Here is a 21535-nt window from a genome sequence, read left to right as displayed (position 1 = left end):
CGGCGTCCGCTTCCCTCGCGTGGCGTCCGCCTCCGAGTCTGGCACCGGCCCGGCCGGGCGGCCACCGCTCAGCTCGCCTCGGCGAGCAGGCCGTCGACCAGGTCACGGGGCAACCCGTGGGTGTCGTGCAGCCAGTGGTAGTCGCGTTCGGTCAGCGGACCGCGCTCCCGTACCCGGTCCACGAGCGGCCGTCCGCGTCGCAGCAGGCCCCGGAAGCGGCGTTCCTCGTCCACCAGCGTCGCGTGCAGCGAGCCGACGTCGACCGGCCGCGTGCTCGGATCGGGAAGCTGGCGGAAGCGGCGCAGCGTGTCCGCGTACACCTGGGGTGGCAGGTCGTCCAGGGTGCGCGCCGGGTCGTCGCGCCACAGCACTGTCAGCGCGCGGCGCAGCAGCCGCCGCAGCACGTACCCGCGGCCGGTGTTGCCGGGGCGTACCCCGTCGCCGAGCACGACCACCGCGGACCGCAGGTGGTCGGAGACCACGCGCAGGTCCTCACCGCGCAGGTCCCACCGCTCCCCCGCCGCGTCCACCCACCGGCGCAGGCCGTCGCCGGTGAACACGGACCGGTCGCCGCGCAGCACCATCTCCAGCCGTTCCAGGCCCATGCCGGTGTCGATGCTGGAGTGCGGCAGCGGCGTGAGCCGGCCGCCGGGGTGTCTGTGGTAGCGCATCTGCACGTGGTTCCACACCTCCACCCAGCGCGCGTCGGCGCTCGGTGTGCCGGTGGGCGGGCCGTCGCCGGTCCACACGAAGATCTCCGAGTCCGGCCCGCAGGGACCGGTCGGGCCGTTGGACCACCAGTTGTCCTCCCCCAGCGGCTCCACCGGCACGCCGAGCGCGGTCCAGGTGTCGCGCGCGGTGTCGTCCGGGCCGAGCCGGTCGTCGCCGCCGAACACCGTCGCGTGCAGCCTCCCCACCGGGATGCCGAACCCGTCGGTGAGCAGTTCGAATCCCCAGCGCAGGCTGGTCACGATGTCGTAGTCGCCGAGCGACCACGAGCCGAGCATCTGGAACACGGTCAGGTGGGTGCTGTCGCCCACCTCGTCCAGGTCCGTGGTGCGCAGGCACCGCTGCACGTTCGCCAGTCGCCGTCCGTCCGGGTGCGGGCGCCCCAGCAGGTACGGCGTGAGTGGGTGCATGCCGGACGTGGTGAACAGCACCGGGTCGCCGGGTGGCGGAATGAGCGAACTCTCCGGCGCACGCCGATGGTCGTGCCGCTGGTAGTGGTCGAGGAACGTCCGGGTGATCTCGTCGGGCGTCATGGCGGGTGCCTTCCGGGTACGGGTGACCGGGCGGCCCGCCGCGCGCGTTGGCGTCGACACGACGACGCCGGCGGACCGTTTCCGGTCGCCGGCGTGGGTGTGGGGCAGGTCAGGCGGCGGCAACCGGCGAGCGGGAAGCTCGCGCGGCCGCGGCGGTCATGCTGCGCCTGTTCTGCATGCCTCGACGGTAGCCCGGTCGGCGTGCTCCCGCCCACCGCATTTCCCCACGCGTCAGCGGGTGGGGGTGAGCAGACGGCGGTAGAGCGCGTCCAGGCGTTCGGCCTGGGCCTCCCACGTCCATTCCTGGAGCGGGGAGTTCTCGCCCTCGTAGGCGGCGCGGTAGCGGGCCGGGTCGGCGAGCACCGCCCGGACCGCGCGGGCCAGGTCGGCGGCGTCGCGGGCGCGGAACACCTCCCCCTGCCCGGTGGCCCGGACCGTCTCCGCCATGGTTCGGACGTCGCTGACCACGATCGGCAGCCGCGCGTGCGCGTACTCGAAGAACTTCGTGATCAGCGCGATCTCGTGATTCGGCCAGTGGTGCAGCGGGATCAGCCCGACGTCGGCGGTGGCGAGGAACGCGACGAGCTGGCGGTGCGGCACGTACGGCAGCACATGCACCCGGTCGCCCACCTGATGCCGGGCGGCGCGGGCGACGACCTGGCGGACGTAGGCGGCGGCCGGGTCGGCGACGACGAGCGCCAGGTGTACGCCGGGCAGCAGCGGCAACGCCTCGACCACCGTGTCAACGCCGCGCTGGACGGCCATCGCCCCGCTGTAGACGAGCAGCGGGGTGCCAGCGGGCAGGCCGCAGCGCTCCCGCAGGTCGGGGGCGTCCGTGTCGGGGGCGGCGGCGACCGGGGCGTTCAGGATCACTGTGGGGCGCTCGGGCAGGGCGTGGTCGCCTACCAGCAGGTCGGCGAGCGTGCCGGAGACGGTGACCACCGCGTCGGCGTGACCGACGTACTCGCGGACGTAGCCGAGGTGCGCGGGCAGCCAGCGGGCGTTGTCGCGGCGGGGCCGCGCGCCGGGCAGCCACTCGTGTGCGTCCCAGACCAGCTTGGTGTCGCGCCCGGCGGCGCGGGCACGGTCCACCGCGCGGGCGGCCACGCCGAGCATCCGGAAGTCGTGCGCGTGGATCAGGTCGGGGCGCAGGTCGTCGACGACCGGTCCGGCGACCCGTTCGTAGTCCCAGAGCCCCGGCTCCAGCCGCCGCCAGGCCCCGTCGCGCAGCCGGGCGCGCCAGTAGCGGACCTGGGCGTGCTCCACGGGCCGGCGAGCCAGCCGGGCCGCGCGCAGCGGCAACCCGCCCCGGGCCACCAGCCAAGCCCGCAACCCGGACACGCCCCGCGGGCCGGAGCCGGCGGCCGGTGGAGTGGCGCGAGCGGCGGCGAGGGGCAGGACGCGGACCTCGGCGTCGCCGAGCCGCCAGCGGCGTTCGGAGTCGACGTGGGCGCAGCCGATCAGCGTGACGTCCCAGCCGGCGTCGGCGGCCGAGCGGGCCGCCTTCTGCACCCGCGAGTCACCGTCGACCGCGTTGTCGACGAGCATGACCACGCGCCGGCCGGGCCGCGTCGTGTCGTCGCGCCGCATCGGCGTTCCACCCCTTCACCCGTACGCCCGGACGGGCGCGAGTGTACGGGGGGACCGGACCGTCACGACGGCCGCGAGAACGCCTCTGAGCTGCGGGGACGCCGACTGTGCAGGCGGTGGTCAGGTGCCGGCCGGTGGAAGTTCACCGGCCGTGCACCGAACGGGCGGGTCAGGCCGTACCGGAGGAGGCCAGCGCGGCCGGGGCGACCGGCTGCCGGCTGTCCTTGCGGTTGGGCAGCGACAGGCGGATGACCTTCCACCACGCGGAGGCGACCTGCTTGGGCAGCGGGCCGGTGGTGTAGTGCAGGCCGTACCTGTCGAACAGCGCCCGCACCTGCGGGGCGATCTCCTGGTAGCGGTTGCTGGGCAGGTCGGGGAAGAGGTGGTGCTCGATCTGGTACGACAGGTTGCCGGTCATGATGTGCAGCAGCCGGCTGCCGCTGATGTTGGCCGAGCCGAGCATCTGCCGCAGGTACCACTCGCCGCGGGTCTCGCCGTCGATGGAGGTCTTCTCGAACGTCTCCACGCCGTTGGGGAAGTGCCCGCACATGATCACCGAGTGGCTCCACACGTTGCGCAGCAGGTTCGCGGTGAACGTGGCTGCGAGCGTGGACAGGAACGACGGGCCGGACAGCAGCGGGTGCACCACGTAGTCCTTGAGCACCTGGCGGCGGATCTTGCGCCCGACGGCCCTGGCCTTGGCCCGGAACTTGGGGTCCTTGAGCCTGCGCTGCTTGAGGTGGTCGCCCAGCTCCATGTCGTACGCGGCGATGCCGTACTCGAAGAACATCGCGTTGAGCAGGTTCCACAGCGGCTGCCCGAGGTGCATCGGGTGCCACGGCTGGTCCTCGTCGACGCGCATGATGCCGTACCCGAGGTCGTTGTCCTTGCCGACCACGTTGGTGTACCGGTGGTGCAGCTCGTTGTGCGACTGCTTCCACTGGTCGGCCGGGGAGACGTGGTCCCACTCCCAGGTGGTGGAGTGGATCTTCGGGTCGCGCATCCAGTCCCACTGGCCGTGCAGGACGTTGTGCCCGATCTCCATGTTCTCCAGGATCTTGGCGACCGTGAGCCCGGCCGTGCCGGCGATCCAGGCCGGCGGGAACAGCGAGAACAGCAGCACCGCACGGCTGCTCATCTCCAGTGTCCGCTGGGTCTTGACCACCTTGCGGATGTAGCGGGCGTCCCGCTCCCCCCGGTCGGCGAGGACCCGGTCCCGGATCGCGTCCAGTTCCTTGCCGATGATCTCGATGTCCTCGGCGCTCAGGTGGGCGATCGGGTTGACGGCCTTCTTCTGGATCACGGTCACGTGGGTGGCTCCTGTCAGATATCGATGTCGCAGGTACCGGCGGCGGCCGACACGCACGTCTGGACCAGCACGCCGTCCCCCGGTACGGCAGTGGTGACGTCGCCGTTGCGCAGGTCGCGGACAGCTCCCTGGCGCAGCGGTACGACGCAGCCGAAGCAGATGCCCATCCGGCACCCGGAAGGCATCAGCACTCCGGCGTTCTCCCCCGCGTCGAGCAGTGTGGTGGCGCCGTCGGACTCGACTGTCACGCCCGCCCCGGTGAAGGTCACCGTTCCCCCCTCGCCCGGCGTGATCACCGTCGGGCGGAACCGCTCGGTGTGCAACCGCTCGACGAGTCCGTTCGAGGACCAGTACCCCTCAACCGCGTCGAGCATGCCGATCGGCCCGCACGCCCAGGTCTCGCGGTCGAGGTGGTCGGGCACCAGGCCGGCCAGTTCGCCGACGTCCAGCAGGCCGTCGGTGTCGGTGTGCCGCTCGACCAGCCGCAGCGCGCCGCGTTCGGCCAGCGCGCGCAGTTCCCTACCGAAGATGACGTCGTCGCGGGTCGGCGCCGAGTGCACGAGCACCACGTCGGCCCGGTCGGCCAGCCCGGATCGCAGCATCCCCATGACCGGGGTGATGCCGCTGCCGGCGGTGAGGAACAGGACGCGCTCGGGCGTCGCGGCGGGCAGCACGAACTCGCCCTGGGCCTGGTCGAGGTGCACGATCGTGCCGGGCCGCAGCCGGCGTACGAGATGTTTGCTGACCTTGCCGTCCGGGATCGCCTTCACGGTGACGGAGATCCGGCCGCCCGCGGCGTCCGGCGCCGAGGTGAGCGAGTACGCGCGCCACTGCCGCACCCCGTCGACGTCCACGCCGAGGCGGATGTACTGCCCGGGCGTGTGGCCCTGCCAGGCGCGGCCGGGTTGGATCACCAGCGTGGCCGCGTCCCGGGTCTCCGGGCGGATCGCGACGATCTTGCCGCGCAGCGGGGCGCCCGCGCGCAGCGGGGCGATCAGGTCGAGGTAGTCGTCCGGCAGCACGGGCGTGGTGACCGTCTCGGCCAGCCGCAGCAGCCTGTCCCGGAAGGTGACCTTCTGAGGGCGGCGGGAGGCAGTTGTGGTCATATGACCAGCGTGACCGCCCGATCGCATAACATCTTGACCGACAAAGGTGAAAAGGTCGCGGGTTTTTGTTCGGAGGGAACAACATGACGTCGGAGGCCGGTACGGGGCAGCGCGCCGCGCACCTCAACCTCGAGGCCGGGATGGCCGCGACGCTGCGCGCCCGGCTGCCGATGGTGGCCGAGCGGACCGTCTCCGCGATCACCGCCGAGGTGCCGGACTACTCCGGCGCGCTCACCGGCGCCATGCGGGCGAAGATCGAGAACGCGGTACGCATCGCGCTGGGAACGTTCCTCCAGCTCATCGAGGGTACCCAGGCGTTCGACCCGAGCACTCCCCTGGCCCCGGCGCTGGAGGCCGCGTACGCGCTGGGCAGCGGCGAGGCCCGCTCGGGGCGCAGCATGGACGCGCTGCTGGCCGCGTACCGGGTCGGCGCCCGCGTGGCCTGGCGCGAGGTGTCCACCACCACGGTCCGCAGCGGGCTCGCCGCCGCCACGGTGGCCGAGTTCGCCGAGCTGATGTTCGCCTACATCGACGAGCTGTCCGCGGCGAGCGTGGCCGGGCACGCCGACGAGCTGGCCAGCGCCGGCCGGATGCGCCGCAGAAGCCTGGAACGGCTCACCCAGCAACTGCTGGCGGGCGAGCCGGAGGAGTCGTTGCGGCGCAGCGCCGAGCGCGCCGACTGGCCGCCGCCGCAGACCCTCACCGTGGTGCTGCTGCCGCGCCGGCACCTGCGCGCGGTGCTGGCGTTGCTCAGCCCGTACACGCTGGAGAGCGGCGAGGACCTGCCCGGCATGAACCCGGTCGAGGAGCTGGCCGTACTGCTGGTGCCGGACATGCACGGCGGCCGGCGCCGCCAGCTCACCCGGCTGCTGCACGGGCACCGGGCGGTGCTCGGCCCGGCCCGCCCCTGGCACCGGGTCTCCGCGTCGTACCAGCGCGCCACCCGGGCGCTCGCACTCGGCCTCGGCGAGCCGGACGCCGGGCCGGTCGACACCGAGCGCCACCTGTCCACGCTGCTGCTCAGCATGGATCCGGAGGCCCTGGCCGACCTGCGGGCGCAGGCGCTCGCGCCACTGGCCGCGCTACCCCCGGCCACGGCGCAGCGGCTGGCCGAGACGCTGCGGTCGTGGCTGCTGCACCAGGGACGGCGCGACGACGTGGCGGCCGACCTGTTCGTGCACCCGCAGACCGTCCGGTACCGGATGGGCAAGCTGCGGGAGCTGTTCGGCGACCGGCTGCACGACCCGGCGACGGTGCTCGACCTGACCATCGCTCTGGCCGTACCCCCGGAGCCGGAGGAGGCCTGACGCCGCGCCGGGGCGCACGGCCCGGTGCGGCCGGGACCTCCGGCCCTGTCCGCCCGCGACGGCGGCGGGCAGGGTCGGAAGGGGACGAGCAACCAGGAGGGCCGCCATGAACAGCTCATCGACCCGCATTGAGCAGGACCCGAGGGTACGGGTGCTGGAGGCGGCCGCCCGGCAGTCCCTGCACGCCCCGTCGGTGTTCAACACCCAGCCGTGGCGCTGGCGGGTCACCGGCGACGCGCTGGAGCTGCGCGTCGACGCGGACCGGCAGCTCGCCCACACCGACCCGGACGGCCGGCTGCTGATGCTGAGCTGCGGCGCCGCCCTGCACCACGCGCGCGTGTCGCTGACGGCGGTCGGCTGGGCGGTCACCGTGGATCGGCTGCCCGACCCGGCCGACCCGTCGCTGCTGGCCCGGGTGCGTACCACCGGCCCGGCCGACCTGGACGTGCCGGCGGGCCGCCTGGTCGAGGCGATTCCGCGCCGCCGCACCGACCGGCGGGCGTACGGGGACCGGCCGGTGCCGGAGGCGGTGCTGGCCCGGCTCGGCGACGCCGTGGAGGCCGAGGGCGCGCACCTGCACGTGGTCCGGCCGGACCAGATGCCGATGCTCGCCGTCTCCACCGGTCGCGCCGCCGACGCGGAGCTGGCCGACCCCGCGTACCGGGAGGAGCTGCACCGCTGGACCCACCGCCCGGAGGGCAGCGGCGACGGGGTGCCCGCCGCCACCGCCGTGCGGCCGTCCCCCCGCCGGGTGCCGCTGCGCGACTACGCGCCCGGTGGGGCGGCTGGGCTCAGCGCGGGCGCGGACTTCGACCGGGGCGCGGCGTACCTGATCCTGTTCGGCGAGTCCGACGAGCCGGCGGCCTGGCTGCGCGGCGGCGAGGCGCTGTCGGCGCTGCTGCTCACCGCCACCGCCGAGGGGCTGGCCAGCGCGCCGCTCAGCGACGCCGTGGAGCTGGCCTGGCCGCGCCGGATGATGCGCGACCTGCTGGCCGGTATCGGCGACCCGTACCTGGTGGTGCGCGTGGGCTGGGGCCCGGACGCGGAGCTGCCGCCGGCGCCGCGCCGCGCGCCGGCCGACGTGATCGAGGTGGTGGACCAGCCGCGTTGACCGGCGCGGTCCGGCGGGCCGCCGCCGGCGCGACGGTCGTCGTAGCCTCGACGGGTGGGGAACCTCGACCCGGCCGACGCGTTCGTGGTCTTCGGCGACCAGGACTCCGGCTGCGTTTCCTACGGCGTGGAATCGGCGGGCCGGCGCTGGTTCGTCAAGCGGGCCGGAACACCGGCGGCGCGAGAGTCGCTGACCCGCGCGCTGCGCCTGCACGCCGCGGTCCGGCACCCCGCAGTGGTCCGGCCCGAGCTGGTCCGCGACGGCACCGACGGCCCGACGCTGGTGTACCCGTGGTGCGACGGCGTCGTGCTCAACCACGCCACCACCGGCGGCGGCAGCGACCGGAGCGGCCTGGACCGCTTCCAGCGGCTGCCGGTCGCCGAGGTACGCGCCGCGCTGGACGTCATCCTCGACGCCCACCTGGCCGTGAGCGCGGCCGGGTACGTCGCCGTCGACCTGTACGACGGATGCTTCCTCTACGACTTCGACGCCCGCCTGATGCGGCTGATCGACCTGGACGAGTACCGGCCGGGGCCGTTCGTGCTCGACTCCGACCGGCTGCCCGGCTCCCGTCGTTACCTGTCGCCCGAGGAGCTGACCCGGGGCGCGACGATCGACGAGCGCACCACGGTCCACGCGCTGGGTCGTACGCTGCACCACCTGATCGACGGCCCGTCCGGCTGGCGGGGCACCGCCGCGGAGCGCGCGGTCGCCGACCGGGCCGGCCGGTCCGATCCGGTGGAGCGGTACGCCACTGTGGCCGCGTTGGTCCGCGACTGGCGAGCCACCTGATCGACGGGCCTTGTCAGGCCGGGTCTCGACGACGCGCGCCCGCCCTTTGGGCGTAACTTTCCGTGACAGTGGCCCGATTTCGACAGCAAGTCACGGAGGGTGACGGAAGTTGCCGGGGCCGAATGGGTCGGATTGTCCGCAGCACGCCCCTGAGCAGCGATGATGCGCGGCGAGCCGAGAGCTGGACGCATACCCCTTCGCGCCCTTTGCTCTGCAGCCACATACGCACCAGTGGCCGTGAGTTACCGATGCGCCGATGGCTGCAGAGCAAAGGGCGCAGGGTGAGTTCTGCCGGTGAGGCTTCGGCGCTACCGTCCGTGACGGCAAGCCCGACGGCGGCCGGACCTCGGCGCAACCGGATCCCGCACGATCAGGCCCCGCACGATCAGGCCCGGCGCGACCAGGCCCGGTGTGATCGAGCCTGGTGCGAGCGAGCCCGGTGCGAGCGAGCCCGACGCGCCGGGCGACGCCCTGGGGCGGCGGATCGAGGCCACGGGACGGGCGCCGCGTTCGGCGGCGGGAGGCGGCGGCGGGAGGCGCCGGGCCGCGCCGACGGATCAGCGGGCCGGCAGCGATAATTCCGCATAGTCCACTGTCGGCACGGCCCGGCGCCGAACATATTCACGTCTATCTGTTGACGCGTACGGGATCGACGACAATCATTACTCTCGCTGGATCGACGTACCATGAATGTCGGATCTGGTGGCATTTCTTACCCCTCGACGGGATCGCGCCGGGACTGCGATTCCGCCGGGCGACCATGCCCGGCGCACGCCCCGGTTAATCCTATCGAGTCGCTAGGAATTGTCGCCGCTCGCCCGAGGAGTCCGCCGGTGGACGGGAACAACGACGCTCCCGCACCGAGCCCGCCGAGGCCGGTGCAGAACGGCTCTGAGCTGCCCGAACAGCTCGCCTTGCACGGCGGACAGCCGGTGCGGCGTGCGCCCTGGCCGACGTACGACAAGGGCGCGGTGTTCGTGCACAGCGAGGACGAGGACGCGGCTATTCGCGCCGTCCGCAGTCACCTCTACTTCCGATATGACCACCGGCCGCCTCATGAAACCGAATGCGGGCGGTTCGAGTTCGAACTGTGTCGTTATTTCGGCACCCGGCACGCGCTGGCCGTTTCCAGCGGTACCGCCGCGCTGGCGCTCGCCCTGATGGGCGCCGGAGTGCCACCGGGCTCATTGGTGGCCTGCCCCGGATTCACTTTCGTCGCCACCCCCAGCGCCATTGTGCTGGCCGGTTGCCGGCCATTCCTGGTCGAGGTGGACGACGACCTGCGGATGGACCTCGACGACCTGCGCCGCCGCTGGCGGCCGGAGATCCGCGCCGTCATGGTCGTGCACATGCGCGGATTCGCCGCCGACGTCGAGGCGCTGTCCGCGTTCGCCGCCGAGATGGGCGTGCCGCTCATCGAGGACGCGGTGCCGGCGCTCGGCGCCGAACTCAACGGGCGCAAGCTCGGCACGTTCGGGGCCGCCGGGGCGTTCAGCACCCAGTCCGACAAGGCGCTCAACTGCGGCGAGGGCGGCTTCCTCATCACCGACGACAGCACTCTGTTCGCACGGGCGGTGGCGCTGTCCGGAGCGTACGAGGGGCGGCTGCGGCGGCACTTCCCGCACGGCGAGCCGCCGCTGACCGGCCTGGACCTGCCGCTGCTGAGCCTGCGGATGGACGAGATCCGGGCGGCCCTGCTGCGCGCCGAGCTCACCCGGCTGCCGCAGCGGCTGGCGCTGTTCCACCGCAACTACGCGCACGTCAGCGCCGCCCTGGCCGGGCTGCCCGGGATCGCGGTGCGGCGGCCGGTCGCGCCCGGGGCGTACCTCGGGGAGGCGTTCGTGTTCCGCGTACCCGGCGGTGACGCGGGCTGGGGCGACGCGGGCTGGTTCGCTCGCGCGCTGCGGGCGGAGGGGATCGACGCCCGCAACATCGGCGCGGACGACGACCTCAACGTTCGGGCGTTCTGGAACTGGCGGTTCCTGTACGACAGCGCCGACCCGGGCGAGATCCGCGCGACGCTGCCGCGCACCGCACGGCTGCTGACCGAGACCGTGGACGTGCCGCTGTCGTCGAACCTCACGCCCGAGGACTGCGACGACCTGGTCCGCGCGGTCCGCAAGGTCGCCGCCGCCCGTGAGACCGCCCTGGTCGGATCGTGACCGGCGCGCAGACCCCGGCCCGGCCGCTGCCCCGGCTCGCGCTGGCCGGGCTGCTCGGCGGGCTGTTCACCGGCTACCTCGGACTGACAGCGGTGATCCCGGTGCTGCCCGGCTTCCTGCGCGAACGGCACGACGCCGGTGACCTGACAGTCGGCGTGGTGGTCACGGTGACCGCGGTGACCGCGCTTTTGGTCCGGCCGATCGCGGGCGCGCTCGCCGACCGGCACGGCCACCGCACGGTGATGCTGGCCGGGGCGCTCGTGGTGGCCGGTGGCGGCCTGCTCTACCTGGCCCCGCTGACCGTGCCCGCGCTGGTGGCGGTCCGGCTGCTGCTCGGTGCCGGCGAGGCCGCGCTGTTCACCGCCGGTGCGGTGTGGATCGTGCAGCTCGCCCCGCACGAGCGGCGCGGCCAGCTCATCGGCCTGTACGGGGTGAGCATGTGGGGCGGCATCTCCGCCGGCACGTTCCTCGGCGCCACCGTGCAGCAGGCCGGCTATCCGGCGGTGTGGCTGCTGAGCGCGGTCGCACCGGCGGTCGGCGCGGCGCTCGTCGCGCTGGTGCCCGCGCCGCCGCGTACCGCGCCCGCCGCCAAGGGCGCCGCGCTGTTGCTGCGCCCGGCGCTGCTGCCCGGCATCGCGCTCACCTTCGGCGCCGCCGGGTACGCGGGTCTTGCCGCGTTCGTCGTGCTGCACCTGGACGCCCGGGGCATCGGCCACGGTGTGGTGGTGCTGAGCGTCTTCAGCGCCGTGTACGCCGGCACCCGCCTGGTCATCGGGCACCTGCCGGACCGCCTCGGCCCGCGCCGGGTGGCCGCCTGGTGCGGGGTGGGCGAGGCGGTCGGGCTGCTGGTCATCGCCGTCGCGCCGAACCTGCCGGTGGCGGTGGCCGGCAGCGTGGTGATGGGCGTCGGGTTCTCCCTGCTGCACCCGTCGCTGGCGTTGATGGTGATGAACCGCACCGACCCGGCGCGGCAGGGCGCGGCGATCGGGGCGTACACCTCGTTCTGGGATCTGGGTCTTGCGGTGTGGGGGCCGGCGACCGGTCTGGTGGCGGCCGGTCTGGGTTATCCGGCGGTGTTCGTCGCGGGCGCGGCCGGCGCGGCCGTCGCCGCCGCGATGGCGCTGCGCATCGGCCGGGTCGCGCCCGCGCCGGCTCCGGCGGAGGTACGGGCGGCATGAGCGCACCGGTGACCGTCCTGAGCGTCAACGGCTGGTGCCGTAACGGCAGCACCATCATCGGCAACGTCCTCGGTGAGGCGCCCGGTGTGGTGCACGTCGGTGAGCTGCACTTCCTGTGGAAGAACTCGACCGGGCGCGGGGTGAACGACAGGTGCGGGTGCGGCGCCGCGCTCACCGCCTGTCCGCTGTGGTCGGCGGTGCTGCCGCTGGGTCGTCCGGCCGGGATGCCGACGGACGCGCACGCCGCCGAGGTGATCCGCCGGCAACGGGCCCGGCTACGGACCCGACACACGTGGCGGGTGCTGCGCCGGGGCGCGTACGACGCGGACACCCGGGCGCACGCGGACCTGCTCGGCGCGGTCTACCGGGAGGTGGCCGCCCGCACCGGCGCCCGCGTCATCGTGGACAGCACCAAGATCCCCGGCGAGTCGGCGTTGCTGCCGCACGTGCCGGGCGTCCAGGCGTACTGGCTGCACCTGGTGCGCGACCCGCGCGCGGTGGCGCACTCGTGGCGGGAGCCGAAGGAGTACGTCTACGCGATGTCGGCGGCGCGCAGCACCGCGTACTGGCACGGGTTCAACCTCGCGTCGGCGGCCATAAACAGGCGGTACCCGGACCGGTCGGCGTTCCTGCGCTACGAGGACTTCACCGCCGACCCGGCCGGCACGATCGGCGCCCTGCTGCGGCTGGTGGGTGTGGACCCGGCGGCCAACCCGGTGCGGGACCGGACCGTCGAGCTGCGCGGCAACCACACCGTCACCGGCAACCCGGACCGCTTCCGGACCGGCCCGACCGTCATCCGGGACCGCGACGACGGGTGGCGGCGCACGCTGACCGGCCGGCAGCGGCTCGCGGTGGCGGCGCTGGCCTGGCCGCTGTCCACCCGGTACGGCTACCGGTCCGGCGGGCCGGACGGCGACCCGGCGTACCCCGGCGCGGCGGCCCGCGTCGGCGAGACGGAGAGGTGAGGACGTGGATCTGGGGCTCAAGGGCCGGGTGGCGCTCGTCGCGGGCGGTACCAGTGGCATCGGGCTGGCCTGCGCGAAGGAGTTCGCCGCGGAGGGCGCGCACGTGGCGGTCTGCGGGCGTGACCCGCAGCGCCTGGCCGCCGCCGAGCGGGAGCTGGCGGCGGTGGCCTCCGGCCGAATCAGCGCGACCGGCGTGGACCTCACCGACACCGAGGCCGCCGCCCGCTGGGTGGACCGGGTCGCCGGCGAGCTGGGCGGCGTGGACGTGCTGCTGGTCAGCGGCGGCAGCCCGCCAGTGGGCACCGCCACCGGCTTCGACACCGACGACTACCGGGCGGCTGTGGACCGGGTGCTGCTGCCGGCGGTAGCGGTGTCGCTCGCCGCGCTGCCGCACATGCGCGCCGCCGGCTGGGGCCGGCTGCTGCTGGTGGCCTCCGAGACCGCCTGCGTGCCGATCGGCCCGCTCGTGCTGTCCGGGGTGACCCGGGCCGCGCTGGTCCGCTTCGCCCAGGGCCTCGCCGTCGACGTGGGCCGCGACGGCGTCACCGTGAACGTGCTCGCGCCCGGCGGGGTGCGGACGCCGCCGATGGAACGCGCCGCGGCCCGGCTCGCCGGCGCGGACGGCGACGTCGAGGCGCGGCTGGCCGCGATGGGCCACCACAGCGCCGTCGGCCGGCTGGCCCGGCCCGAGGAGGTCGCCGCGGTGGCCGCGTTCCTGGCCGGCGAGCGCGCGTCGTACGTGACCGCCGGGGTGCACCTGATCGACGGCGGCGCCGCCGCCACCGGCCCCGACCTGCCCCACCTCACCGGCGTCCGCAAGGACACCTACGCCTGACCCACCGACCGCCGCACAAGGGAGTGCCCATGTCCACGACCAGCCGGTTCACCGAGCGGGACGTCTCCGAGTTCTTCGACCAGACCACGCAGACGTACCTCAGCTTCTGGGACAGCGAGGGCGTGCTGCACACCGGCTACTTCACCGGGGAGGACGACAGCGACTACCACGCGGCGGCCGACCGGACCTCCGACATCCTCGCCGCCGACGCCGGGATCGACGCCTCGGCGAACGTGCTCGACGTGGGCTGCGGCTGCGGCAACTTCCTGCTGCGCCTGGCCGAGCGCACCGGCTGCCGGGGCGAAGGGCTGGACCTCAGCATCGAGCGGGTGCGCCTCGCCGAGCAGCGGCGCGCCGAGCGGGGCGCCGCGCTTCCCGTGTCGTTCCGGCACGGCTCGGCCACCGCCCTGCCGTACGACGACGGCACGTTCACGCACGTGGTCAGCCAGGACGCGCTGTTCCTGGTGCCGGACAAGCCGCGCAGCCACGCCGAGATGTTCCGGGTGCTCGCCCCCGGCGGGGTGCTGGCGGTGTCCGACTTCCTCCAGCCCACCGAGCGGATCGGCGAGGCGGCCCGCCGGCACGTCTACGACCGGGTGCGCTGGAACGACGGCTACTCGCTCGACGGCTACCGCCGGGCACTGACCGAGGCCGGGTTCGTGGACGTGGTCGCACGCAGTCTCGACGCGCACATCAGGCAGACGTACCGGGTGCTGGGCCGCACCGCCCGGGAGCGCGCGGAGACGACGGCGGACGAGGCGGCGCGGACCTGGATCCTCGGCTTCGCCGACTCGTGCGACGAGATCCAGGCGGCGATCGACAGGGGCGAGTTCGGCTGGGGCATGTTCGTCGCCCGCAAGCCGGCCTGAGGGAGGGACAGCAGATGTCACAGCGCACCGACACCGTGAAGCGGACGATCGCCGAGGTGGTCGCCGAGCGGAAGACGCAGATGTCGCCCGGCGCGACGTTCGTCGAGGCGTTCGCCAAGGACGGCTTCGACACCAGCGTCGACTACGACGTGACGATCACCGACTCGCTCACCAGTTCCCGGCGCAAGCCCCGCTACCCGTCCCGGAACATGCTCAAGGTGGTCGACCTGTCCCGGGATCCGCAGGACTACTACTGGCACGAGAGCCCGCCCCGGCCGGGCGACCCGGCGGTGGACGGCGCGGACCTGCGCCGGGAGGCGGCCAATCACTTCCACCGCTCCCCCATCCCGCCGCTGCTCACCACCACCGCGTGGGTACAGGTGCCGGACACGTTGTGGGAGGACCCGGTCAGCTTCGCGCAGTTCATCGACTACCGGCTGGTGGTGCGGCTGGCGACGGCCGAGAACCACACGATCCTGCGCGGCGAGGGCGGGCTGCTGACCATGCCGGACCTGGGTCGGCTCACCGACCCGGGACCGTTCGCGTCCACCGTCCTGGCCGCGTGCAACGAGGTCGAGCAGATGGGCAGCACCGCCGACGGGCTGATCCTCAACCCGGCCGACTACTACCGGCTGCTGGGCAGCGGCTCGCTGATGCGCGACGTGGAGGACAACGGCGTGTTCATCGTGCGTACCCGGCTGGTCGACCCGGGCACCGCGATCGTCGGCGACTTCGGCCACGGCGCGCTGCTGTTCGACGCCGGCCGGTCCACCATCGCGTTCGCCGAGCCGCCGCCCGGCACGTTCGCCGAACCCGGGGTGGCGCTGCGCGCCGAGATCTGGGAGCGGGTCGTGGTGAACCTGCCCACCTGCTTCTTCGTCGTGACGCTCTGACCGGCGGCGGCTGATGACGACGCCGGGCCGTACCGACCCCGACGTGCTGGTGGTCGGCGCGGGCGTGGTGGGCCTGTGCTGCGCCTGGTTCCTGCGCCGCGCCGGGCTCAGCGTGACGGTGGTGGACCGGGGCGAGGTCGGCGACGCGGCGGCCTGCTCGGCCGGGAACACCGGTTTCGTCGGCACCCAGGGCTCGGCGCCGCTGGCCGAGCCGGGGGTGCCGGCCACCGGGATCCGCTGGCTGTTCAGCCCGGAGAGCCCGTTCGCGGTCCGGCCCCGGCTCGACGGCGCGCTGCTGGCCTGGCTGTGGCACTTCCGCCGGCACTGCACCGAACGCCACGCCCGCGCCGGGTTCGAGACGCTGCTCGCGCTCAAGCAGCGCAGCCTCGCGCTGCTGCGCGAGATCTGCGCCGAGGACGAGCTGGCCGGGACGCTCACCGAACGCGGCATGATCCTCGCCTGCCACACCGAGCAGGGGTACGCGAAGGCGCGCCGGACGATCCCGGCGGCGACCGCCCGTGGGGTGCCGCTGCGCGAGCTGGACCGGGCCGAGCTGGCCCGGCTGGAACCCGGCGTCGACTTCGCGGTGGCCGGGACGCTGCTCAACGAGGAGGGCGCCGCGCTGCGTATCCCGGCGTTCCTGGTGGCGCTCGCGGCGGCGCTGCGGGCGCGGGGCGTGGACGTCGTCACCGGCGCGGAGGTACGCGGCTTCGAGGTGACCGGGCGGCGGGTACGCGCGGTGCGCACCAGCAGGGGCGAACTGCGCCCGGCCGAGGTGGTGATCGCCGCCGGGGTGTGGTCGGCGGCCTGCGCCCGGATGCTCGGTGTCGGGCTGACGCTGCAACCGGCGAAGGGCTACACCGTCACGCTGCCCGCCGGGCCGGGCACGCCCACCCGCCCGGTGCTGCTCAGCGAGGGCAAGGTCGCGGTGATGCCGCTGGGTGACCGGGTACGCGTCGGCGGCACGCTGGAACTGTCCGGCCTGGACACGTCGATCTCGCCGCGCCGCGTCGACGGGATCCTGCACACCGCGCGGCGGTACCTGCCGGCGCTGGACACCGGTCGGCGCCTGGACGTGTGGAGCGGTCTGCGCCCGTGCACCCCGGACAGCCTGCCGCTGATCGGGCGGGCCGGCGGCTACGACAACGTCAGCGTGGCCACCGGGCACGGGCACATCGGGATGGGCCTGGCCCCGGCCGGTGGGCAACTGCTCGCCCAGCTCGTCGCCGGCGCCGAGCCGGACCTGCCGCTGGAGACGTTCGCCGTGGACCGCTTCCAGAGGGGGATCTCGTGAGCGACCGGCCGGAGATCGGCGTGCTCTGCCTCGACACCAGCTTCGACAAGATCCCCGGGCACATCCGCAACCCGGACACGTTCGACTTCCCGGTGCGCTACCGGGTGGTGGAGGGCGCCACGCCGCAGCGGCTGGTCCGCGAGGCCGACCCGACGCTGCTGCGACCGTTCGTCGACGCGGCCCGTGACCTGGAGGCGGCCGGGGTTGCCGGGATCACCGGGGCGTGCGGGTTCCTCGTGCTGTTCCAGGCCGAACTCGCCGCCGCGGTGCGCGTCCCGCTGTGGTCGTCGAGCCTGGTGCAACTGCCGATGGTGCACCGGATGGTCGGGCGTCCGGTCGGGCTGCTGGTCGCCGACGAGGCCGCGCTGACCCCGCGTCACCTTGCCGCGATCGGCGCCGCCGACGTGCCGGTGGCGGTCACCGGCATGGCCGGGCAGCCGGAGTTCCGCGAGGTGATGCTGGAGGGGCGGCGCGACGCCCTCGACGTCGAGCGGCTGGCCGCCGAGGTGGACGAGCGGGTTGACGCGCTGGCCGGCGCGCACCCGGATCTGGGGGCGCTGGTCGTCGAGTGCACCGACCTGGTGCCGTTCGCCCACCGGATCCAGGCGCGGCTGGGTGTGCCGGTGTTCGACATCGTCACGCTGACCACGATGGCGTACGCGAGCCTCACCCGGCGGCCGTACCACCGGAAACGGCGCGGACCGCAATGAGGAGCTGTCGGAAAACTGCGCCGGAAACCGCCGGTTTCGTACCCGGCCGGGGCGCAACGACAACGGGCGACCCGCTGACGTGCGGCACTTCCGCCGATTGGTCAATAATTGCGGCCGGAAGAAGTGGGCGGCCGCCTGGAATAACTGTTCCGTGGGCGCGCTCCCGGGATCCTGAATCGACGCAGAGTGAGCCGATGGTGGCAGTTTCGGCAGGCCGTCGCCGCGTTCAGCCGCACCAGTCGTAACCGGGCGCACGGCGGGTGCGGTGCGCCCGCAACGGGACGCCGGAGGTGGCGGCGAGCACCGCCCGCCGCGCGGTCGCCTCGATCCGCCGGCTGTCCGCCCCGGTGAGGCCGATCTGGTTGAGCAGACACCGCAGCGGGGTGGTCAGTTCGTCCGGCCCACCGGCCACCGGAACGATCCCCGACCGGCGCAGCACCCCGGTCCACCGCGCCACCCAGCCGCGCCCCTCGGCGAGCAGCCCGGCCACGCCGCGCAGCCGCGCCGGCACCCCGGGTGGCGGCGACCGCAACCACTCCACGCAGTGTGGACAGGCGTCCGGTCCGGCCGGCGCGGCGGCTGCCGAGCCGGGGTACGCGGCGGCGACCCCGGCGCACAGGAACGTGGCGAGGGCGAGATCGCAGCCCGTCCGTATCCGCGCCGGGCGGGTGGCGGTCGCCGCGATGATCTCCAGGGCGAGCGCGCTGGACTGCTCCCGCAGGTCGGTGTGGCGTACCGGAAGCGCGCCGGGCTCGGGGCACACGGTCACCGGCCGGCCGGCGCTGCGGCCCGCGAGCACGAGACCGGCCAGCCGGGCCCGGAGCACGCCGGGGTCGGTGCAGCGGCCGTGCACGTGGACGTCGGCGGAACCCCGCCGGTCGTAATACCAGCCGGTAACCTCGCCGCTCCGGTGCATACCCGAAAAGAGCGGACCGATACCCCTCGTCAGAAAGGAGTCGGCATGGGTCGAACGGCCCGGTAACGGACAGTGCAACAGCACCCAGTCACCGGTTTCCTGACCTCGTTTGCGCATGGGCGAACCCTTTCCGCGAAACACCGCGACCAGTGTCGATCGCCGGCCCGTCGTCGACAGTGGGGGAAACCCCACATTGCATCGGGGCGTTAGGGTCGTGCCGTCAACAACCGTCGATTACGCCGGTATCCGGCGCAACGGCGCGCCCGCCCGGCGCCGTGCCGTGCAGCGGCACATCATGGACAGCGACGCCCGGGCGGAGCAGGCCGGGGTCGGGCACCCGCCCGGCGCACGTCCCGAAAGGATGCAGGTGTCCGATGGCGAGCCTCGACGACGACCCGGAGGGAGCCGAACCGGCGTCGTTCGTGGGCCGGGCACCCCTGCTGGCGGCGGCCCGCCGGGCCGTCACCGCGGCGGCCGACGGCACGTCCACCGTCCTGGAGCTGCCCGGCGCGCCGGGGATCGGGAAGACGGCGCTGCTCGAACGCTGCGGGCGCCTCGCCCGTGCCGCCGGACTGAGCGTGCTGTCCGCGGTCGGGCGCGCCCCCGCGACGTACGCCATGCTCGCCCCGCTCTGGCGCTCCCACGACGGCGCCCGCGGCCCCGGCCGGCGTGACCCGAGGTCACGGCTGCTCGCGGCGCTCGCCGCCGGGCACAACCGGCAGGGCGGCCCGATGCTGCTGGTCGACGACGCGCACCTCGCCGACGCGTCCTCACTGGAGCTGATCGGCGAGCTGGTCCGCAATCCACCGGCCGGGCTGGTCCTCGTGCTGGCGTACCGGCTGGCCCGGATGTCCGCCCCGCTCGCCGCGGCCCTGGCGGTGACCAGCGGACGGCACGAACGCCTGGAGGTGCCGCCGCTGTCGGTGGTCGAGGTCGGGCGGATGCTGGCCCAGCCGTGCCACCGCGCGGAGCGCATCCACGCGCTGGGCGGGGGCAACCCGCTGTACAGCCAGGCGTACCGGCACCTCGACGACGACTGCCTGGACCCGAGCCGGCACCAGCCGGTCGACCTGGCCGAGGCGCTGCCGCCCGAGGTGGTGCGGGTGCTCGCGCCGGAACTGGCGCTGCCGGCGCCGGAACGGGCCGTGGCCGAGGCCGCCGCGGTGCTCGGAGTGACATTCGACCCGACGCTGATCGCCGCCATGTGCGAGCTGGACCCGCAGGACTGCCAGGACCTGACCGACCGGCTCGTCGCCCGCGAGGTGCTGCGCGCCGACCTGCACGAGGAGCCGGCGCTGCGGTTCCGGCACCCGGTGCTGTGCGCCGCGGTCTACCGGCAGGTGCCGCCGGGACGCCGCCGCACGCTGCACGCCACCGCCGCCCGGGTGCTGCGCGAGCTGGGCCATCCCGCGCCCGCCTACGCCGACCACCTGGCCCGATCGGCCCGCCCGGGTGACACGGACGCCGCCCGTACGCTGCTCTCCGCCGCCGGTCATCCGTTCGTGCCGGCGGCGGACACCGTGCGCTGGCTGTCGGTGGCCGCACGCCTGGCCCCGTCGGCGTCGGCGCGCTCCGGGCTGCCCCCGGCCGAAGGGCTGCACCTGGCCGACGCGCTGGTGCGCGCCGGCCGGGTGGCCGACGGGCGGGGCGTGCTCCAGGACGTCGCGGCCCGGTCGGACGGCGATGTGCGGGCGGAGGCGGTCCTGGCCCAGGCCCGGGTGGAACGGCTGCGCGGGCAGAGCCGCCTCGGATACACGCTGCTGCGTGACCTGATGCCGGAACCGCACACCGCGCCGCTGCCCGGACGGCTGACCGCCGCCGTCGCCGCGGAACTGGCGATCTGCGGGGCGCTGGCCGGTGAGCGGGAGGCGGTCCGCTACGCCGCGCTGGCCCGGCGGACCGGCGGCGCGGCCGGCCGGCCGGTGGAGGCGGCGTGGTTCGGGGTGGTCTCGGCGTTCGCCGCCTGCTACGTGCCGAGCACAGTGGACGTGACGGCGACAGTGGCCGACGCCACGACGGCCGCCGACGCCTCGACCGACGCCGAGCTGAGCACCCACCTGGACGTGCTGGCGCTGCTCGGCTGGGTGGAACTGCTCCAGGGCCGCGAGACGCGTGCGATCCGGCACTTCGACCGGGCGCTGCGCATCGCCACCACCGCGCGCAACGACGTGCTGGTGCCGTACCTGCGCAGCGGGCGGTCCTGCGCCGCCCGTCAGCTCGGCCTGCTGGACCAGGCGCGCGCGGACGCCGTCGAGGCCGAGCGGTACGCCGACCGGCTCGAGCTGGACACCATGCACCGGTTCGCCCGCATCATGCGTACCGCCGTCGTGTACTGGCAGGACGGGCCGGCCGCGGCGCTGCGCCTGGCCGAGCCGGTCGTGCGCAGTTCGGCCGACGACTGGTTCGGCTCGGTCGTCCAGCGCATCCACGCGCAGATGCGCGACGAGTGCGCCGACCGTGCCAACACGCTGACGTTGCTGATCCGGGCCTGCGGCGGGACCACGCTGCGCGCGGTGGACGTGTGCCACCGCCCCTACTGGGCCGCGACGCTGTCCGGCGCGGCCCGCCGGCGGGGCGACGTCGAGGAGGCCCGGCGCTGGGTGCAGCAGGCCGAACGGCACGCCGGCGCGTGTGACCTGCCGGGGCAGCAGGCGCACGTGGCGCTGGCCCGGGCGCGGATCGCGATGGCCACCGACCTGCCCGCCGCAGCGGCCGGTGCGGCCGGCGCCGCCGAGGCGTTCGCCCAGCTCGGCTGGCCGCTGGAGGAGGCCGCCGCGCGTCTGGTGCACGCCAAGGCGCTGGACGGGCTGCACGACTGGCAGGCCGCCGAGGCGAGCCTGGCCCAGGTGCGGCGCATCGCCGAGACGTGCGGCGCCCGGATCCTGCACCGGGCCTCGATCAGCGCGCAGAGCCGGTTGCTGGGCAGGGCCGGTCGCGTCGGCCGGCGGACCTCCGGGCCGCCGGCCGACATGCCGACGCTGACCCGCCGGGAACGGGAGATCGTCCAGCTCATCGCGACAGGCATGAGCAACGGCGAGGCGGCGGAGCGGCTCTACGTCACGGTCAAGACCGTCGAGGCGCACCTGACCCGCATCTTCCGCAAGATCGGTGTGTCGTCACGCTCCGCGCTCATCGCCTCGATGATGGACCCCGGCACCGACGAGTATTGAGTCTCTGTGCTGGGCTCCGGCGATTCCGCGTTCGCCGCTTGGTGTATTGCGTCTTCTGTTCCG

At 74.3% G+C, this 21535-nt stretch carries 17 protein-coding genes; 12 read left to right on the top strand and 5 right to left on the bottom strand.

Features of this window, described 5'->3' with window-relative positions:
• Positions 1 to 68 precede the first annotated feature (68 nt).
• The 4 genes from CLT75_RS05290 to CLT75_RS05275 form a co-directional block, all read right to left on the bottom strand.
• On the bottom strand, positions 69 to 1262 hold the full coding sequence (locus tag CLT75_RS05290) for an alanine--tRNA ligase-related protein (RefSeq protein ID WP_135239755.1): 1194 nt from the start codon (positions 1260 to 1262) through the stop codon (positions 69 to 71).
• A 231-nt stretch (positions 1263 to 1493) separates the two neighbouring features.
• Positions 1494 to 2852, bottom strand: coding sequence for a glycosyltransferase family 4 protein (locus tag CLT75_RS05285; RefSeq protein ID WP_135239754.1), 1359 nt, complete (start codon positions 2850 to 2852; stop codon positions 1494 to 1496).
• 169 nt (positions 2853 to 3021) lie between these two features.
• Positions 3022 to 4161 carry an acyl-CoA desaturase gene (locus tag CLT75_RS05280; RefSeq protein ID WP_135239753.1) on the bottom strand — a complete coding sequence of 380 codons (1140 nt, stop codon included), beginning with the start codon at positions 4159 to 4161 and terminating at the stop codon, positions 3022 to 3024.
• Between the two features lie 14 nt (positions 4162 to 4175).
• Complete coding sequence (locus tag CLT75_RS05275; protein WP_135239752.1) at positions 4176 to 5267, bottom strand: ferredoxin reductase; 1092 nt, start codon at positions 5265 to 5267, stop codon at positions 4176 to 4178.
• Positions 5268 to 5350: 83 nt separating this feature from the next.
• Here CLT75_RS05275 and CLT75_RS05270 point away from each other — a divergent pair, with 83 nt between their 5' ends.
• The 11 genes from CLT75_RS05270 to CLT75_RS05220 all read left to right on the top strand — a co-directional run bounded on the left by CLT75_RS05270 (position 5351) and on the right by CLT75_RS05220 (position 17386).
• Complete coding sequence (locus tag CLT75_RS05270) at positions 5351 to 6574, top strand: helix-turn-helix domain-containing protein (protein WP_135239751.1); 1224 nt, start codon at positions 5351 to 5353, stop codon at positions 6572 to 6574.
• Between the two features lie 106 nt (positions 6575 to 6680).
• A complete protein-coding gene (locus CLT75_RS05265) occupies positions 6681 to 7685 on the top strand; it encodes an Acg family FMN-binding oxidoreductase (RefSeq protein WP_135239750.1) in 1005 nt (334 codons plus the stop codon).
• A 54-nt stretch (positions 7686 to 7739) separates the two neighbouring features.
• Positions 7740 to 8477 carry a serine/threonine protein kinase gene (locus CLT75_RS05260; protein ID WP_135239749.1) on the top strand — a complete coding sequence of 246 codons (738 nt, stop codon included), beginning with the start codon at positions 7740 to 7742 and terminating at the stop codon, positions 8475 to 8477.
• A gap of 833 nt (positions 8478 to 9310) precedes the next feature.
• On the top strand, positions 9311 to 10639 hold the full coding sequence (locus CLT75_RS05255; protein WP_135239748.1) for an aminotransferase class I/II-fold pyridoxal phosphate-dependent enzyme: 1329 nt from the start codon (positions 9311 to 9313) through the stop codon (positions 10637 to 10639).
• The gene (locus CLT75_RS05250) at positions 10636 to 11817 is read left to right on the top strand and encodes an MFS transporter (RefSeq protein WP_135239747.1); all 1182 of its coding nucleotides are present in this window, start codon (positions 10636 to 10638) and stop codon (positions 11815 to 11817) included. The genes CLT75_RS05255 and CLT75_RS05250 overlap by 4 nt, the downstream gene beginning before the upstream one ends.
• Positions 11814 to 12785, top strand: coding sequence for a sulfotransferase (locus tag CLT75_RS05245; protein ID WP_135239746.1), 972 nt, complete (start codon positions 11814 to 11816; stop codon positions 12783 to 12785). The genes CLT75_RS05250 and CLT75_RS05245 overlap by 4 nt, the downstream gene beginning before the upstream one ends.
• A gap of 4 nt (positions 12786 to 12789) precedes the next feature.
• Positions 12790 to 13620, top strand: coding sequence for an SDR family oxidoreductase (locus CLT75_RS05240; protein ID WP_135239745.1), 831 nt, complete (start codon positions 12790 to 12792; stop codon positions 13618 to 13620).
• A gap of 29 nt (positions 13621 to 13649) precedes the next feature.
• Positions 13650 to 14489 carry a methyltransferase domain-containing protein gene (locus tag CLT75_RS05235; protein WP_135239744.1) on the top strand — a complete coding sequence of 280 codons (840 nt, stop codon included), beginning with the start codon at positions 13650 to 13652 and terminating at the stop codon, positions 14487 to 14489.
• A 14-nt stretch (positions 14490 to 14503) separates the two neighbouring features.
• Positions 14504 to 15382 carry a family 3 encapsulin nanocompartment shell protein gene (locus CLT75_RS05230; RefSeq protein ID WP_135239743.1) on the top strand — a complete coding sequence of 293 codons (879 nt, stop codon included), beginning with the start codon at positions 14504 to 14506 and terminating at the stop codon, positions 15380 to 15382.
• Between the two features lie 13 nt (positions 15383 to 15395).
• Positions 15396 to 16676, top strand: a complete 1281-nt coding sequence (locus tag CLT75_RS05225; RefSeq protein ID WP_135239742.1) for an FAD-dependent oxidoreductase — start codon at positions 15396 to 15398, stop codon at positions 16674 to 16676.
• Entirely contained in the window at positions 16673 to 17386 is a 714-nt protein-coding gene (locus CLT75_RS05220) for an aspartate/glutamate racemase family protein (RefSeq protein ID WP_135239741.1), read from the top strand. Before CLT75_RS05225 ends, CLT75_RS05220 begins: the two co-directional genes overlap by 4 nt.
• Positions 17387 to 17612: 226 nt before the next feature.
• Here CLT75_RS05220 and CLT75_RS32535 read toward each other — a convergent pair whose 3' ends face one another.
• Positions 17613 to 18302 carry a hypothetical protein gene (locus tag CLT75_RS32535; protein ID WP_167796882.1) on the bottom strand — a complete coding sequence of 230 codons (690 nt, stop codon included), beginning with the start codon at positions 18300 to 18302 and terminating at the stop codon, positions 17613 to 17615.
• A 374-nt stretch (positions 18303 to 18676) separates the two neighbouring features.
• On the opposite strand from CLT75_RS32535, the gene CLT75_RS05210 reads away from it, so the two are divergent.
• On the top strand, positions 18677 to 21472 hold the full coding sequence (locus CLT75_RS05210; protein WP_135239739.1) for a LuxR C-terminal-related transcriptional regulator: 2796 nt from the start codon (positions 18677 to 18679) through the stop codon (positions 21470 to 21472).
• Positions 21473 to 21535 lie beyond the last annotated feature (63 nt).

The sequence above is a fragment of the Micromonospora sp. CNZ285 genome (assembly GCF_004637285.1).
This window is presented reverse-complemented; position numbering and strand designations above follow the sequence as displayed.